Annotated in this window: 14 protein-coding genes; all 14 read left to right on the top strand. The window is 67.3% G+C overall.

Annotated elements, in window-relative coordinates:
- Positions 1–7 precede the first annotated feature (7 nt).
- The 14 genes from HDC95_RS03915 (at position 8) to HDC95_RS03850 (ending at position 15236) form a co-directional block, all read left to right on the top strand.
- Positions 8–1387, top strand: a complete 1380-nt coding sequence (locus HDC95_RS03915) for an RsmB/NOP family class I SAM-dependent RNA methyltransferase (protein WP_259061853.1) — start codon at positions 8–10, stop codon at positions 1385–1387.
- A gap of 4 nt (positions 1388–1391) precedes the next feature.
- On the top strand, positions 1392–2072 hold the full coding sequence (gene rpe / locus HDC95_RS03910) for a ribulose-phosphate 3-epimerase (RefSeq protein ID WP_259061852.1): 681 nt from the start codon (positions 1392–1394) through the stop codon (positions 2070–2072).
- Entirely contained in the window at positions 2069–2332 is a 264-nt protein-coding gene (locus HDC95_RS03905; protein WP_259061851.1) for a phosphoribosyl-ATP diphosphatase, read from the top strand. Before rpe ends, HDC95_RS03905 begins: the two co-directional genes overlap by 4 nt.
- A gap of 37 nt (positions 2333–2369) precedes the next feature.
- Complete coding sequence (hisG, locus tag HDC95_RS03900) at positions 2370–3209, top strand: ATP phosphoribosyltransferase (RefSeq protein ID WP_259061850.1); 840 nt, start codon at positions 2370–2372, stop codon at positions 3207–3209.
- Between the two features lie 14 nt (positions 3210–3223).
- Positions 3224–3985 (top strand): imidazole glycerol phosphate synthase subunit HisF, encoded by a 762-nt coding sequence (hisF, locus tag HDC95_RS03895; protein WP_259061849.1) that lies wholly within the window; start codon positions 3224–3226, stop codon positions 3983–3985.
- Positions 3985–4362, top strand: a complete 378-nt coding sequence (hisI, locus tag HDC95_RS03890; protein WP_259062216.1) for a phosphoribosyl-AMP cyclohydrolase — start codon at positions 3985–3987, stop codon at positions 4360–4362. The genes hisF and hisI overlap by 1 nt, the downstream gene beginning before the upstream one ends.
- A complete protein-coding gene (locus HDC95_RS03885) occupies positions 4359–4949 on the top strand; it encodes a Trp biosynthesis-associated membrane protein (RefSeq protein ID WP_259061848.1) in 591 nt (196 codons plus the stop codon). Before hisI ends, HDC95_RS03885 begins: the two co-directional genes overlap by 4 nt.
- 47 nt (positions 4950–4996) lie before the next feature.
- On the top strand, positions 4997–5242 hold the full coding sequence (locus tag HDC95_RS03880; RefSeq protein ID WP_259061847.1) for an HGxxPAAW family protein: 246 nt from the start codon (positions 4997–4999) through the stop codon (positions 5240–5242).
- Positions 5242–6021, top strand: a complete 780-nt coding sequence (trpC, locus tag HDC95_RS03875; protein WP_259061846.1) for an indole-3-glycerol phosphate synthase TrpC — start codon at positions 5242–5244, stop codon at positions 6019–6021. The genes HDC95_RS03880 and trpC overlap by 1 nt, the downstream gene beginning before the upstream one ends.
- Positions 6018–7286, top strand: coding sequence for a tryptophan synthase subunit beta (gene trpB, locus HDC95_RS03870; protein ID WP_259061845.1), 1269 nt, complete (start codon positions 6018–6020; stop codon positions 7284–7286). The genes trpC and trpB overlap by 4 nt, the downstream gene beginning before the upstream one ends.
- Positions 7283–8086, top strand: coding sequence for a tryptophan synthase subunit alpha (trpA, locus tag HDC95_RS03865; RefSeq protein WP_259061844.1), 804 nt, complete (start codon positions 7283–7285; stop codon positions 8084–8086). Before trpB ends, trpA begins: the two co-directional genes overlap by 4 nt.
- A gap of 10 nt (positions 8087–8096) precedes the next feature.
- The gene (gene lgt, locus HDC95_RS03860; RefSeq protein WP_259061843.1) at positions 8097–9119 is read left to right on the top strand and encodes a prolipoprotein diacylglyceryl transferase; all 1023 of its coding nucleotides are present in this window, start codon (positions 8097–8099) and stop codon (positions 9117–9119) included.
- Between the two features lie 89 nt (positions 9120–9208).
- A complete protein-coding gene (gltB, locus tag HDC95_RS03855; RefSeq protein ID WP_259061842.1) occupies positions 9209–13777 on the top strand; it encodes a glutamate synthase large subunit in 4569 nt (1522 codons plus the stop codon).
- Positions 13770–15236, top strand: a complete 1467-nt coding sequence (locus HDC95_RS03850; protein WP_259061841.1) for a glutamate synthase subunit beta — start codon at positions 13770–13772, stop codon at positions 15234–15236. Before gltB ends, HDC95_RS03850 begins: the two co-directional genes overlap by 8 nt.
- The last annotated feature ends 57 nt before the right edge of the window (positions 15237–15293 follow it).

The following is a 15293-nucleotide window of genomic DNA, read 5'->3' as shown; positions in this document are numbered from 1 at the left end:
GAGAACCGTGCAGCCCGCACGCCGAGTCGCCTACGACGTGCTGCGCGCGGTGAGCGAGTCGGACGCCTACGCGAACCTGCTCCTGCCCTCGGCCATAGCCGACGCCGCGCTGAATCCGCAGGACGCAGCCCTCGCCACCGAGCTCACCTACGGCACGCTCCGCCGGCGCGGCACCTACGACGCCATCATCGCATCGGCGGCCGGACGCTCGATCGATGACATCGACGAGGCGGTCCTCGATGCGCTGCGACTGGCGACGCACCAGCTGCTCGCTACCCGTGTCGCCTCGCATGCCGCGGTCAATGAATCCGTGAACCTCGTCGCGGCCGAACTCGGCAGAGGCCCCTCCGGCTTCGCGAATGCCGTGCTCCGACGCATCTCACGCGACACGCCGGGGCAGTGGCAGGAGCACATCGAAGTCGAAGCGCGCTCTGACGACGAACGTCTCGGTCTGCGCGCGGCGCATCCGGTCTGGATCATCCGTGCGCTGCGACGCGCCCTCGCCGCCGAGAACCGGGAAGACGAATTGGAGGCGCTGCTCGACGCCGACAACGTCTCGCCCGAAGTCACATTGGTCGCGTTGCCCGGCCTCGCCGAACCAGGCAGTCCGGCCAGACCCTACGCGACGACCGCATTCGGCTCTCCTGGCGGTGACCCGCACAAGATCATCGCCGCGTCCGGCGGCACCGTGCGCGTGCAGGACGAGGGTTCGCAGCTGGTCGCACTCGCACTCGCCGGCGCTGCACCGATCAGGGCGGGGGAGCAGTGGCTCGATCTCTGCGCCGGTCCGGGCGGCAAGACGGCTCTGCTGGCCGCGATCGCGCAGCAGCACCAGGTCACTCTCGAGGCCAACGAAGTCGTGCCGACGCGTGCGCGCCTGGTGCGCAACGCCCTCAAGGCAGTGCCGGGAGAGGTCACAGTGCACGAAGAGGACGGGCGCGGGCTCACCGCAGCGAACCACGGCCGCTACGACCGCATCCTCGTCGATGCACCGTGCACGGGCCTCGGCGCCCTGCGCAGGCGGCCGGAGGCGCGGTGGCGCAAGACGCCTGCCGACGTCGCCGATCTCGTCCCCCTTCAGGAGCAGCTGCTCGCCGGCGCACTCGATGCCCTCGCGCCGGGCGGCATCGTCGCGTACGTCACCTGCTCGCCGCACCTCGCCGAGACCTCCGGCGTGGTGTCGGCTGTGCTGCGCGAGCGTGACGACGTGATCGAACTGGATGCCGCGGCCGTGATGTCCGATGTGTCGCAGAGCCCGATCGGTCTCGCGTCCGACGGCAGTGGTCGGGTGCAGCTGTGGCCGCACCGCCACGGCACTGACGCGATGTTCCTCGCGCTGCTCCGGCGCACTGACGACGCGAAGACCACCACCGAGACGGGAGAATGATCAGATGAGCCTTCCTGCTGCTCCGCGCATCAATCCCAGCATCCTGTCCGCCGATTTCGTCAACATGCAGGCGGATCTCGCCCGCATCGCGACGGCGGATTTCGTCCACGTCGATGTGATGGACAACCATTTCGTGCCGAATCTGACCTTCGGCACGCAGATGGTCGAACGGATCCAGGCGACGAGTCCCATCCCACTCGATGTGCACCTGATGATCACCGACCCCGACCGCTGGGCGCCAGGCTATGCGGAACTCGGAGCCGCCAGTGTCACCTTCCATCTCGAAGCAGCGACCGACCCTGTGGGTCTCGCCCGTCGCCTTCGATCGATCGGTGCACGCGCCGGCGTGGCGCTGAAGCCCGGCACTGACGGTGAGAGCCTCTACGAGCTGTTCGACGAGTTCGACCAGATCCTCGTGATGACCGTCGAACCTGGCTTCGGCGGACAGCGCTTCATGACCGAGACCATGCCCAAGCTGCGCGCTCTGGCAGACGAGGCCAGGCGCCGCGGATCAGATGTCTGGTTCCAGGTCGACGGCGGGATCACCGATGACACGATCGCGCAGGCTGCTGAGGCCGGTGCCGACACGTTCGTCGCCGGGTCGGCCGTGTACGGGGCAGCGGACATCGAGGCGGCTATCGGTGGGCTTCGAGAGCGCACGCGAGCCGCTAGCCTTGAATCGTGAAGACTTTCGACGACCTGTTCGCAGAGCTCAGTGTCAAGGCCGAGACCCGCCCTGAAGGTTCCGGCACCGTCGCTGAACTCGACGCCGGCGTGCACACGATCGGGAAGAAGATCGTGGAGGAGGCCGCCGAAGTGTGGATGGCCTCCGAATACGAGTCCGACGCCGAGGCGGCAGAGGAGATCTCCCAGCTGCTCTACCACGTGCAGGTCATGATGATCGCGAAGGGGCTCAGCCTCGAGGACGTGTACCGACATCTCTGATGCGTACCGTCCCCATCCTCTGATCTGAAAGTTCCCCATGCTGCGCATTGCTGTTCCCAACAAGGGCTCGCTCGCCGAGACCGCCGCCGAGATGCTCGCTGAAGCCGGCTACGCCGGACGCCGAGACTCCAAGACCCTGCACGTGATCGACGCCCAGAACGACGTCGAGTTCTTCTTCCTCCGCCCGCGCGACATCGCCACCTACGTCGCCTCCGGGGCACTCGATGTCGGCATCACCGGCCGGGATCTGCTGCGCGATGCTCCCCAGCAGGCCCGTGAGGTGCAGGCGCTCGGTTTCGCACGCTCCACATTCCGCTTCGCCGCCCCCGCCGGTCGCTACAGCGCGATCGAGGATCTCGCCGGTGTGCGGGTCGCCTCGGCGTACCCCGGCCTCGTCGACGCCTTCCTGCGCGAGCACGGCGTCGAGGCGACCCTGGTGCCGCTGGACGGTGCCGTGGAATCCGCCGTGCAACTCGGCGTCGCCGACGCCATCGCCGACGTCGTCGAGACCGGCACCACGCTGCGTCAGGCCGGACTCGAGATATTCGGACCGGTCATCATCGAGTCCGAGGCCGTGCTGATCAGCCGTCCCGGTGACGCAGAGGGCACCGAGAGGCTGCTGCGCCGCCTCCGCGGCGTCATCGTTGCCCGCCGCTACGTGCTGCTCGACTACGACCTGCCTGTCGAACTGATCGAGCAGGCCACGGCCATCGCATCAGGGCGCGAATCGCCGACCATCTCGCCCCTGCAGGACCCGAAGTGGGTCGCCGTGCGGGTCATGCTGCCGCGTACGGGCATCAACCAGGTGATGGACGACCTCTACGCCATCGGCGCACGCGCGCTGCTCGTGACCGCCATCCACGCCGCGAGATTGTGATCGGGGGGAATCAGATGACTCTCACGAGTCGTGTCATCCCGTGCCTCGACGTCGCCGCGGGACGCGTCGTCAAGGGCGTCAACTTCGAGAACCTCCGCGACATGGGCGACCCGGTCGAGCTGGCTGCGCACTACGCCGCCCAGGGCGCTGACGAGATCACGTTCCTGGATGTCACCGCCACCGTCGACGCGCGCGCCACGACGTATGACGTCGTGCAGCGCACCGCTGAGCACGTTTTCGTGCCACTCACCGTCGGCGGGGGAGTGCGCAACGTCGAAGACGTCGCGCGCCTGCAGGCCGTCGGGGCCGACAAAGTGGGCGTGAACTCCGCGGCGATCGCCAGGCCGGAGCTCATCGGCGAGATCGCCGATCGATTCGGCGCCCAGGTGCTGGTGCTCTCACTCGACGTCAAGCGCGCACCGACGACGGCATCCGGATTCGTCGTCACTACGCACGGCGGGCGCACTCAGACCTCGTTGGACGCTCTGGAATGGGCGCGCGAGGCGATCGAGCGCGGCGCTGGGGAGCTTCTCGTCAACTCGATCGACGCCGACGGCACCCACGACGGTTTCGACCTCGAACTCGTGCGCCTCATGCGCGAGGTGTCGTCTGTACCGGTGATCGCCTCGGGCGGCGCCGGAGCAGTGACCGATTTCGCGCCTGCCATCCAGGCCGGAGCGGATGCCGTCCTCGCAGCCAGCGTGTTCCACTCCGGCGCGCTCACCGTCGGTGAGGTCAAGGATGCGATGAGCGCAGAAGGGATCCTGGTGCGATGATGTCGAAAGACCTGGAGACACGGATCGCGCAGGTGGCCTGGAACGGCGACGGACTGGCGCCGGCGATCGTGCAGCAATGGGACACCCGCGAAGTGCTGATGCTCGCATGGGTGGATGCCGAGGCGCTGCGCCGCACGCTCACGACCGGCCGCGCCACCTACTGGTCGCGCTCACGCCAGGAGTACTGGCGCAAGGGCGACACATCGGGCAACATCCAGCGCATCCACGAGGCGCGGCTGGACTGCGACGGCGACGCGATCCTGCTGCTGGTCGATCAGACCGGTCCCGCGTGCCACACCGGCACCAGCACCTGCTTCGACGCGGCCGATCTGGAGGCCGTCGACGGCCTGGCCGTGCAGGATTCAGGCGCCGAATGAAGTTCCTCCGTCGCGGGCGCAGCACCGCCGTCGTCGCCTTCCTGCTCGCCGGCGCCGTCGGCATCATCTCCTCGACACAGACCTGGCTGAGCGTCATCCGCGCGGATGCGGGGGAGCCGATCCTCGTGCCCGGTGCGGATGCGCTCGCGCTGCTCGCGCCGATGAGTCTCGCCGTACTCGCGCTCGGAGCCGCGCTCGCGCTCGTCGGGAGGATGCCGCGCTACATCTTCGCGACGCTCGCGCTGCTGGGCGGTGCACTGCTGACCTGGTGGACTGCGGAGATCGCGTTCACCGCGCCGGTATCGGCGGTCGCCGCGACCGTCACCGAGACCACCGGGTTGGCCGGCGGCACGGCGGTGACCGACCTGGTCGCCTCCATCACGCCCACCGTGTGGCCGGTGCTGGCCCTGATCGGGTGGGTGCTGCTGATCGTGGCGTCCGTGTTCACGCTCCTCACCGCGAATCGCTGGAAGAGCGGCGGCAAGCGTTTCCGCACCGACGCCACCGCACATGGCGAGTCCGAGGGCCCCATCGATGCGATCGATTCCTGGGATGACCTGTCGCGCGGCACGGACCCGACCCGATGACCCCGATAGACTGAACCCGCATACCAACGACCGCTTCGGAGGAGACCATGACCAACCCGATCGCTGACCCCGGCCACGGACACTCACCTGCGGCGTGGACCGCTGTGCTGGTCATGCTGTTCGGCTTCACGCTGGGCACGGTGGCCTTCTGCCTGGCAGAGTTCAGCCCGATCTGGATGCCCATCCTCTGGGTCTCGATCGGCATCATCGTCGTCGGCCTGCTGCTCGGGTGGATCCTGACCAAGGCCGGTTACGGCGTGAAGGGCCCCAAGTACTCTCCGAAGGGGCACTAGTGGTTCTCGCCGACCTGACGGCCGGCGCAGTCGAAGACGCCGAACGTCGTGCACAGACACGTCCGCTCGCCGAGGTCGAGAAGGCTGCCCTCGCACGGCCAGCTGCCAAGGACGCGGTGGCCGCACTCGCGCCGGCCGCACGGGTGAAGATCATCGCCGAGGTCAAGCGCGCCAGTCCGTCGCGCGGGGCCCTCGCCGACATCCCCGATCCCGCGCATCAGGCATCGCTCTACGAGACCGGCGGTGCGTCGGCGATCAGCGTGCTCACGGAGGAGCGGCGGTTCGGGGGAAGCCTCGCCGATCTCGAGGCCGTGACGGCCAGGGTCTCGCTTCCTGTGCTGCGCAAGGACTTCATCGCGACGCCGTACCAGGTGCTGGAGGCGCGTGCCGCCGGCGCCGACCTCGCGCTGCTCATCGTCGCCGGTCTCGAGCCGAAGGCGTTGCGGGAGCTGTTCGCCCTCATCAACGAGCTCGGCATGACCCCGCTCGTGGAGACCCACTCCGCGGACGAGCTGGAGTCGGCGATCGATCTCGGCGCACCGCTGATCGGCGTGAACGCGCGCAACCTGAAGACCCTCGAACTCGACCGTGATCTGTTCAGCCGGCTCGTCGATCGCATCCCCTCAGACGCCGTGAAGATCGCCGAATCCGCCGTGCTGAGCCCTGCCGATGTCGCGCACTACCGCTCGGCTGGCGCTGATGTCGTGCTGATCGGCGAAGCACTGGTCACCGGCGATCCGGTCGCCACGCTGAAGAGCTTCCTGGAGGTGGACGCGTGAGTCTGCGAGACCAGCCTGGGCCGTTCTTCGGCGAGTTCGGCGGACGCTACATGCCGGAGTCGCTGATCGCCGCGATCGACGAGCTCACGGTCGCCTACGAACAGGCGATCGCCGACCCCGAATTCCGCACCGAGCTCGCGAGCCTGCTGAGCTCGTACGCCGGGCGGCCCTCCGCGCTCACCGAGGTGCAGCGGTTCGCCGAGCACGCCGGGGGAGGGCGTGTCTTCCTCAAGCGGGAAGACCTCAACCACACGGGCAGCCACAAGATCAACAACGTCCTCGGACAGGCGCTGTTGACCAAGCGCCTGGGCAAGACTCGCGTCATCGCCGAGACCGGCGCAGGGCAGCACGGAGTCGCCACCGCGACGGCAGCTGCGCTGTTCGGTCTGGACTGCACGATCTACATGGGCGAGGTCGACACCGAGCGTCAGGCCCTGAACGTCGCGCGTATGCGGCTTCTCGGGGCCGAAGTCGTCCCGGTCACCACTGGTTCGCGCACGCTGAAAGACGCTATCAACGACGCCTACCGCGACTGGGTCGCCACCGTCGAGAGCACCAACTACGTCTTCGGCACGGCTGCCGGCCCGCATCCGTTCCCCGCGATGGTGCGCGACTTCCAGAAGATCATCGGCGAAGAGGCCCGTCAGCAGCTCCTCGGTGAGACGGGCAGACTCCCTGACGCCGTCATCGCCTGCGTCGGGGGAGGGTCCAACGCGATCGGCATGTTCGATGCGTTCCTCGATGATGCCGACGTGAAGCTGTACGGAGTGGAGGCCGCCGGCGACGGCGTCGACACCGAGCAGCATGCCGCATCCATCGAGCGCGGTCGCCCCGGTGTGCTGCACGGGGCGAAGACCTACGTCCTCCAGGACGAGGACGGACAGACCATCGAGTCGCATTCGATCTCGGCAGGCCTCGACTACCCCGGCGTCGGACCCGAGCACTCCTGGCTCGCCGATATCGGTCGGGCGGAGTACATCCCCGCCACCGATGACGAGGCCATGCAGGCGCTGCGTCTGCTGAGCCGCACCGAGGGCATCATCCCCGCCATCGAGTCCGCCCATGCTCTCGCCGGCGCGCTGCGCATCGGCAGAGAGCTGGGCCCTGACGCCATCCTCGCGGTGTGCCTCTCCGGCCGCGGAGACAAGGACATGGACACCGCCGCAAGGTATTTCGATCTCTACGACCGCGAAGCTGCCGAACGGGACGCCGCCGACAAGGATGCCGTGACGCAGGCTGCAGCGGATGCGGGGACCGCGCGATGAGCCGCGTGGAAGCCGCGATCCAGAAGGCACATGATGAGGGTCGGGGTGCGTTCATCGGCTACCTGCCGGTCGGATTCCCCGATCTGCAGACCAGCATCCAGGCCGCGATCGCTCTCGCCGAGAACGGCGTCGACGTCATCGAACTCGGACCGCCGTACAGCGATCCTGTGATGGACGGCCTGGTGATCCAGGAAGCCACTCAGGCCGCCCTCGCCGCCGGGTTCCGCATGCGCGACCTCTTCACCGCTGTGCGGGAGATCACGGCCGCCACCGATGTGCCCGTCGTCGTGATGACGTACTGGAACCCCGTGATGCAGTACGGCGTCGACCGCTATGCCGACGACCTGCTCGCCGCCGGCGGCGCAGGACTGATCACACCCGACATCACACCGGATGCTGCCGCCGACTGGGTCGCCGCCAGCAAGCGCACTGGACTCGATCGCATCTTCCTCGCCGCCCCGACTTCGACGGACGAGCGCCTCGACCTCGTCGTCGCTTCGTCGACCGGTTTCGTCTACACGGTGTCCACGATGGGCATCACGGGTGAGCGTACCGAACTCGACAAGGCCGCGCGCACTCTGGTGTCACGCCTACGCGAACGCGGCGCGGTGCGGGCCTGCGTCGGAATCGGCATCTCCACCGCCGAGCAGATCGCCGGCATCACAGAGTACGCCGACGGCGCCATCGTCGGCACCGCGCTGGTGCGTGCCCTCCGCGACGGGGGCCTCGAGGCCCTCGCCGCCGTCACAAAGTCCCTTGCCGCAGGCACGCCGTCGGCAGTCACCTCACACGAGAACTAGAATCGCACTCATGTCCCTCGCGCTTCACACCGCCATCGGCGGCGTGCTCACCAGCATCCCGAGCCCTCCGGTCAGCTATTTCGATCTCGGGCCCCTGCGGATCCACTTCTATGCCCTCTGCATCATCGCGGGCATCATCGCCGCCACTCTGCTGACGAATCACCGCCTCACCAAGCGCGGAGCGGAGCCGTGGGTCGTGATCGACATCGCGATCCTCGCCGTGCCGCTCGGGATCATCGGCGCGCGCATCTTCCACGTGCTCACGCACCCGAATTTCTACTTCGGTGAGGGCAAGAACACCTGGAACCCGTTCGAGCCCGGTTCGGTCTGGGCCATCTGGGAGGGTGGCATCGCGATCTTCGGTGCGCTCATCGGCGGTGCGATCGGCGCATATCTCGGCTGCAGATGGACCGGCATCCGGTTCTGGACCTTCGCCGATGCCCTCGCCCCCGGCCTGCTGCTCGCGCAGGCGTTCGGGCGCTTCGGGAACTGGTTCAACCACGAGCTCTTCGGTCTGCCGACCGATCTGCCGTGGGGTCTCGAGATCGAGTCCGACAACGTCGCCTTCCCTCCAGGACTCGCGGAGGGGACGCTCTTCCACCCCACATTCCTGTATGAAGTCGTCTGGAACGGCCTCGGCGTGCTCTTCCTGCTCTGGATCGGTCGTCGCCTGCAACTGCAGTGGGGCAAGCTCTTCGCCGTGTACCTGATCTGGTACAGCGCCGGTCGCGTGCTCTGGGAGTCGATCCGCATCGACCCGAGCGAGATCATCCTCGGCCTGCGCAGCAACGTCTGGGCATCCATCATCGGCGTGGTCGTCGGCATCGTCATCCTGATCGTCCAGACGCGCAGGCACACGGGACGCGAAGCGGGACCTTACTCTCCCGGGCGCACGCGGAAGGACTCCGACGCTGATGTAGAATCGCAGAACATCATCGATGACTTCGTCGACGTGAGCGCGCCTCCGGTCGAAGTCACCGCCGGAGCCACCGCCACAAGCACTGCTCCCGCGAGCGAGGACAGCTCCCGATAAGCCTCCTCGTCGAGTGAGGAATCCACTGCATTGAACGAGCGGGCCGACGTCGTCCCCGGTGTCACGTGATTACCTGAGGACGGTAACCCATGTACTTCCAGCCTCCGTACGGCGCCTCCGGCGCTTACCCCCCGAAGCAGGGCATGTACAACCCGGCATTCGAGAAGGATGCCTGCGGCCTGGCCATGGTCGCGACCCTGCGGGGCACAGCCGGACACGACATCATCGAGTTGGCGCTGGAAGCCCTGCGAAACCTCGAGCACCGTGGTGCGATCGGCTCAGATGCCGGCACCGGAGACGGTGCCGGCATCCTCACCCAGATGCCAGACCAGTTCCTGCGTGAAGTCACCGCATTCGAACTGCCCGATGCCGGCCATTACGCCGCCGGGCTCGCCTTCCTTCCTCTGCAGGCCTCTGAGCGCCGCACCCAGAAGGCCGGCGTCGAGAAGATCGCCCGCGAAGAAGGACTCACGGTTCTCGGTTGGCGCGTCGTCCCCACAGCCAACGAGAACCTCGGCAAGCTCGCCGATGAAGCGCGTCCCGCGTTCGAGCAGCTCTTCGTCGCCTCGGCCCCCGGTCAGGAGGCTCTGTCCGGAATCGCCCTGGATCGGGTGGCCTACCGCCTGCGCAAGCGCGCGGGCCACGAGATCGGCGCGTACTTCGTCTCGCTGTCCAGCCGCACTATCGGCTACAAAGGCATGGTCACGACTCTGCAGCTCGAGCCGTTCTACCCCGACCTGCAGGACGAGCGGTTCACCTCCGAACTCGCAGTCGTCCACTCGCGGTACTCGACCAACACCTTCCCGTCCTGGCCGCTCGCTCAGCCGCTGCGCATGCTCGCGCACAACGGCGAGATCAACACCGTCGGCGGTAACCGCAACTGGATGCGCGCCCGCCAGTCGCAGCTCGAGTCAGAGCTGCTCGGCGACGTGCGCCCCCTGCTCCCGATCTGTACCCCCGGTGCCAGCGATTCAGCATCGTTCGACGAGGTGCTCGAACTGCTCACCTTGACCGGCCGCAGCCTGCCGCACGCCATCATGATGATGGTGCCGGAGGCGTACGAGAAGCAGACCGACATCACCCCGGAGCTTCGGGCGTTCTACGAGTACCACTCGAACCAGATGGAACCATGGGACGGCCCGGCCGCCCTCATCTTCACCGACGGCACGCTCGTCGGCGCGACGCTTGACCGCAACGGACTGCGTCCCGGCCGTTGGACAGAGACCACAGACGGACTCGTGGTGATCGGCTCCGAGACCGGGGTCCTCGAGTTCGCCCCAGAGCGCATCAAGCGCCGCGGACGTCTGCAGCCGGGCAAGATGTTCCTCGTCGACACGGAGACCCGTCGCATCGTCGAGGATGACGAGATCAAGCACGACCTCGCCACGCTTCACCCATGGCAGGAATGGCTGGATGAGGGCGCGGTCCGCCTCTCCGAGCTGCCTGAGCGTGAGCACATCGTGCACCCGCCGGCATCCATCACCCGTCGCCAGCGCACCTTCGGCTACACCGAAGAGGAAGTGCGCATCCTGCTGACGCCGATGGGGCAGAACGGCGTCGAGCCGCTCGGTGCCATGGGATCGGACACTCCGATCGCCGTGCTCAGCGAGCGCCCTCGGCTGCTCTTCGACTACTTCACGCAGCAGTTCGCGCAGGTCACGAACCCGCCGCTGGACTCCATCCGCGAAGAGGTCGTCACGAGCCTGAAGTCCGGCCTCGGACCGGAGCGGAACCTGCTCAGCTGGGGGCCGGAGCACACGCGCACCGTGACGCTCGATTTCCCGGTGATCGACAACGACGAGCTCGCGAAGATCCGTCACATCGACAAGGCGCTGGAAGGGCGCTCATCGGTGACGATCCGCGGTCTGTACCACTTCGACGCCGGTGCCCACACGATGCAGGAGCGTCTCGAGGAGATGTGCGCCGAGGTCGATGAGGCCATCGCCGACGGCGCGGAGTTCATCATCCTGTCGGACCGTGATTCCAACAAGGACCTCGTTCCGATCCCGTCGCTGCTCATGGTCTCGGCGATCCATCATCACCTGATCCGGCGTGAGAACCGTATGAAGGTCGGTCTGATCGTCGAAGCCGGCGATGTCCGCGAAGTGCACCACGTCGCGACGCTGATCGGCTACGGAGCTTCTGCCGTCAACCCGTATCTCGCGATGGAGACCGTCGAGCACCTCGTGCGCACCGGCTTCATCACCGGTGTCACGCCGGAGAAGGCCGTCAAGAATCTGATCTACGCCCTCGGCAAGGGCGTGCTCAAGATCATGTCGAAGATGGGCATCTCGACCGTCTCGTCGTACGCGGGCGCTCAGGTCTTCGAAGCTGTCGGTCTCAGCCAGAAGCTGATCGACGCGTACTTCACCGGCACTGAGACCAAGCTCGGCGGCATCGACATCGAGGACGTCTTCGCCGAGAACCAGGCGCGTCACGATTACGCCTACCCCGAGGACGCCGCTGCCCGCGCTCACGAACGTCTGTGGACGGGTGGCGAGTACCAGTGGCGACGCGATGGCTCTCCGCACCTCTTCAATCCCGAGACGGTGTTCCGTCTGCAGCATTCGACGCGCAACCGTCGCTACGACATCTTCCGCGAGTACACGAAGCTCGTGGACGATCAGGCCGCCGAGTTGAAGACCCTGCGCGGGCTCTTCAACCTGCGAACCGGTGCACGTCCTGCTGTGCCGCTCGACGAGGTCGAGCCGGTCAGTGCGATCGTCAAGCGCTTCTCCACCGGCGCCATGAGCTACGGCTCCATCTCCCGCGAGGCGCACGAGACGCTAGCGATCGCGATGAACAGCATCGGCGGCAAGTCGAACACGGGTGAGGGCGGCGAGGACGTCGATCGTCTGCTCGACCCCGAGCGCCGCAGCTCGATCAAGCAGGTCGCCTCCGGCCGGTTCGGCGTCACGAGCCTGTACCTGACGGAATCGGATGACATCCAGATCAAGCTCGCCCAGGGTGCGAAGCCGGGGGAGGGCGGTCAGCTGCCGCCGACCAAGGTCTACCCGTGGGTGGCTCGTACCCGTCATGCGACGGCCGGCGTCGGTCTCATCTCGCCGCCACCGCATCACGACATCTACTCGATTGAAGATCTCAAGCAGCTGATCTTCGATCTCAAGCGCGCGAACCCGTCCGCTCGCATCCACACCAAGCTCGTCAGCCAGTCCGGAATCGGCGCGGTCTCGGCCGGGGTCGCGAAGGCGCTCAGCGACGTGATCCTGGTCTCGGGACATGACGGCGGAACCGGTGCCAGCCCGCTGAACTCTCTCAAGCACGCTGGCACGCCATGGGAGCTCGGCCTCGCCGAGACCCAGCAGACGCTCATGCTCAACGGCATGCGCGACCGCGTGGTGGTGCAGGTCGACGGTCAGCTCAAGACCGGACGCGATGTCATCATCGGCGCGCTGCTCGGGGCCGAGGAATTCGGCTTCGCGACCGCCCCGCTCGTCGTCAGCGGCTGCATCATGATGCGCGTGTGCCACCTGGACACCTGTCCGGTCGGCGTCGCGACGCAGAACCCCGCGCTGCGCGAGCGGTTCACCGGCAAGCCGGAGTTCGTCGTCAACTTCATGGAGTTCATCGCAGAAGAGGTGCGTGAGATCCTCGCCGAGCTCGGGTTCCGGTCCCTGGATGAGATCATCGGCCGCGCCGACCTCATCGAGGCGAACGCCGCGATCGAGCATTGGAAGGCCGACGGTCTCGACCTCTCACCGGTGCTGGAGGGTCCGGTGTTCCCGGCGTCCGAGCCGCGCCGCAGCGGCCGGGCGCAGGAGCACGCACTCGACAAGCACTTCGATGTGCCATTGATCGAGATGGCACAGAGCACGCTCAACGACATGGCGCCGACCATCGTCGAGCTCCCGATCCGCAACACGGAACGCGCGGTCGGAACGATGCTCGGCCACGAGGTCACGGCACGATTCGGAGAGGCGGGACTCGCTCGCGAGACGATCGATGTCACGCTCCACGGCACCGCCGGTCAGTCACTCGGAGCGTTCCTGCCGTCCGGCATCGTGCTGCGCCTGGAAGGCGACGCGAACGACTACGTGGGCAAGGGCCTCTCGGGCGGTGACATCACCATCCGGCCTTCGCGTGGGTCGAACATCGCACCGCATGAGAACGTCATCGCCGGCAACGTGATCGGCTATGGAGCCACTTCGGGCACCATGTTCATCTCCGGTGTCGTCGGCGAGCGGTTCCTGGTGCGCAACTCCGGCGCGACGGCCGTCGTGGAGGGCGTTGGCGACCACGCGCTCGAGTACATGACGGGCGGCCTCGCCGTGATCCTCGGGTCGACGGGCCGCAATCTGGGCGCCGGCATGTCGGGCGGCGTCGCATATGTGCACGCGCTCTCCGACGAGAAGGTCAACCTGCAGTCCCGCGAGAGCGGCGAGCTGCGGTTGGAGACGCTGGATCGGGCGGACCTCGAGGTGCTGCGCAGCCTGCTCGTCGAGCATGTGGAGCGCACCGCTTCTCCGCTCGCGGCGCGGATGCTGGATGACTTCGACAACGTCGCATCCGAGTTCGTGAAAGTACTGCCGCGCGACTTCGCCGCGGTGCAGACAATGCGTCAGGAGGCGGAGGCAGACGGGCTCGACCCGGATGGCGACGTCGTCTGGAGCCGGATCCTGGAGGTGACCGGTGGCTGACCCCAAGGGCTTCTTGAAGGTGACGGAGCGCGAGCTGCCTGCTCGCCGTCCCGTTCCCGTGCGCATCATGGACTGGAAGGAGGTCTATGAGCCGGGCGACAAGACCGTGCTGCGCCGACAGGCGGGGCGCTGCATGGACTGCGGTGTGCCGTTCTGCCACCAGGGATGCCCTCTGGGCAACCTCATCCCCGAGTGGAACGACCTCACCTGGCGTGGTGAGGATCGTTCGGCGATCGAGCGCCTGCACGCCACGAACAACTTCCCCGAGTTCACTGGGCGGCTGTGCCCCGCACCGTGCGAGAGCGCGTGTGTGCTGAGCATCAACCAGCCCGCAGTGACCATCAAGCAGGTCGAGGTCTCGATCATCGACGAGGCCTTCTCCAAGGGCTGGGTAGAGCCGCAGCCGCCGGAGCGGATCACCGGCAAGACCGTCGCCGTCGTCGGTTCCGGCCCCGCCGGACTCGCCGCGGCGCAGCAGCTCACGCGCGCGGGACACACGGTCGCGGTGTTCGAGCGCGACGACCGCATCGGCGGGCTGCTGCGCTACGGCATCCCGGACTTCAAGATGGAGAAGGGCCACCTCGAATCCCGCCTGCGGCAGATGCAGGAGGAGGGCACTCGCTTCCGCGCCGGCGTCGAGATCGGCAAGGACATCAGCTGGGCCGATCTGCGTACCCGGTACGACGCTGTCGTGATCGCGACGGGCTCGACGGTGCCGCGCGACCTGACGATTCCCGGTCGGGACCTGGACGGCGTGCACTTCGCCATGGAGTACCTCGTCGAGTCGAACCACGCGATCGCCGGCGATGTCGTGCACAACCAGATCACCGCAGAGGGCAAGCACGTAATCGTGATCGGCGGCGGTGACACCGGTGCGGACTGCATCGGTACTGCGCACCGTCAGGGCGCGCTGAGCGTGACCAACCTCGCGATCGGCGTGCAGCCCGGTGTCGAGCGACCGGAGCACCAGCCCTGGCCGATGATGCCCACCGTCTTCGAGGTGTCGTCCGCGCACGAAGAGGGTGGAGAGCGCCACTACCTGGCGTCCACGGTCGAGTTCCTCTCGAACGACGCCGGCGAGGTGCGCGCCCTGCGCGTGGCCGAGACGGAGTACGTCGATGGCCGTCGAGTGCCCAAGAGCGGCACCGAGCGGGAGATCCCAGCCGACCTCGTGCTGATCGCAATGGGCTTCACCGGCCCCGAGCAGGACGGCTTCACCGACGACGTGCGGCCGGAGGCGACCGACCGCGGCGCATTCCAGCGCGATGACTCGTACGAGACGACCGTCCCCGGTGTCTTCGTCGCCGGCGATGCAGGTCGCGGGCAGTCGCTCATCGTGTGGGCGATCGCCGAGGGACGCGCCGCCGCTGCCGGTGTCGACCGCTTCCTGATGGGCGAGACGGTGCTGCCCGCACCCGTGCGCCCCACGGATGTCGCGATCGGCCTGCAGCCCGCGTAGTCTGGCTGAGGCATCGTCGCCAGTTCTGTTATCCCCCCACTCTCACCCTGGAGATTC

The organism is Microbacterium sp. AK031 (genome assembly GCF_024807145.1).
Taxonomy (GTDB): Bacteria; Actinomycetota; Actinomycetes; order Actinomycetales; family Microbacteriaceae; genus Microbacterium.
Note: the sequence above shows the minus strand (reverse complement) of the source record. Positions and strands in the feature narration are given on the sequence as shown.

Bases quoted from the DNA above. Each gene is read 5' to 3' on its own strand.
- HDC95_RS03885 (WP_259061848.1), top strand. From the start codon at position 4,359: ATGAAGTTCCTCCGTCGCGGGCGCAGCACCGCCGTCGTCGCCTTCCTG.
- rpe (WP_259061852.1), top strand. From the start codon at position 1,392: ATGAGCCTTCCTGCTGCTCCGCGCATCAATCCCAGCATCCTGTCCGCC.
- HDC95_RS03880 (WP_259061847.1), top strand. From the start codon at position 4,997: ATGACCAACCCGATCGCTGACCCCGGCCACGGACACTCACCTGCGGCG.
- trpA (WP_259061844.1), top strand. From the start codon at position 7,283: ATGAGCCGCGTGGAAGCCGCGATCCAGAAGGCACATGATGAGGGTCGG.
- gltB (WP_259061842.1), top strand. From the start codon at position 9,209: ATGTACTTCCAGCCTCCGTACGGCGCCTCCGGCGCTTACCCCCCGAAG.
- hisI (WP_259062216.1), top strand. From the start codon at position 3,985: ATGTCGAAAGACCTGGAGACACGGATCGCGCAGGTGGCCTGGAACGGC.
- lgt (WP_259061843.1), top strand. From the start codon at position 8,097: ATGTCCCTCGCGCTTCACACCGCCATCGGCGGCGTGCTCACCAGCATC.
- hisG (WP_259061850.1), top strand. From the start codon at position 2,370: ATGCTGCGCATTGCTGTTCCCAACAAGGGCTCGCTCGCCGAGACCGCC.
- hisF (WP_259061849.1), top strand. From the start codon at position 3,224: ATGACTCTCACGAGTCGTGTCATCCCGTGCCTCGACGTCGCCGCGGGA.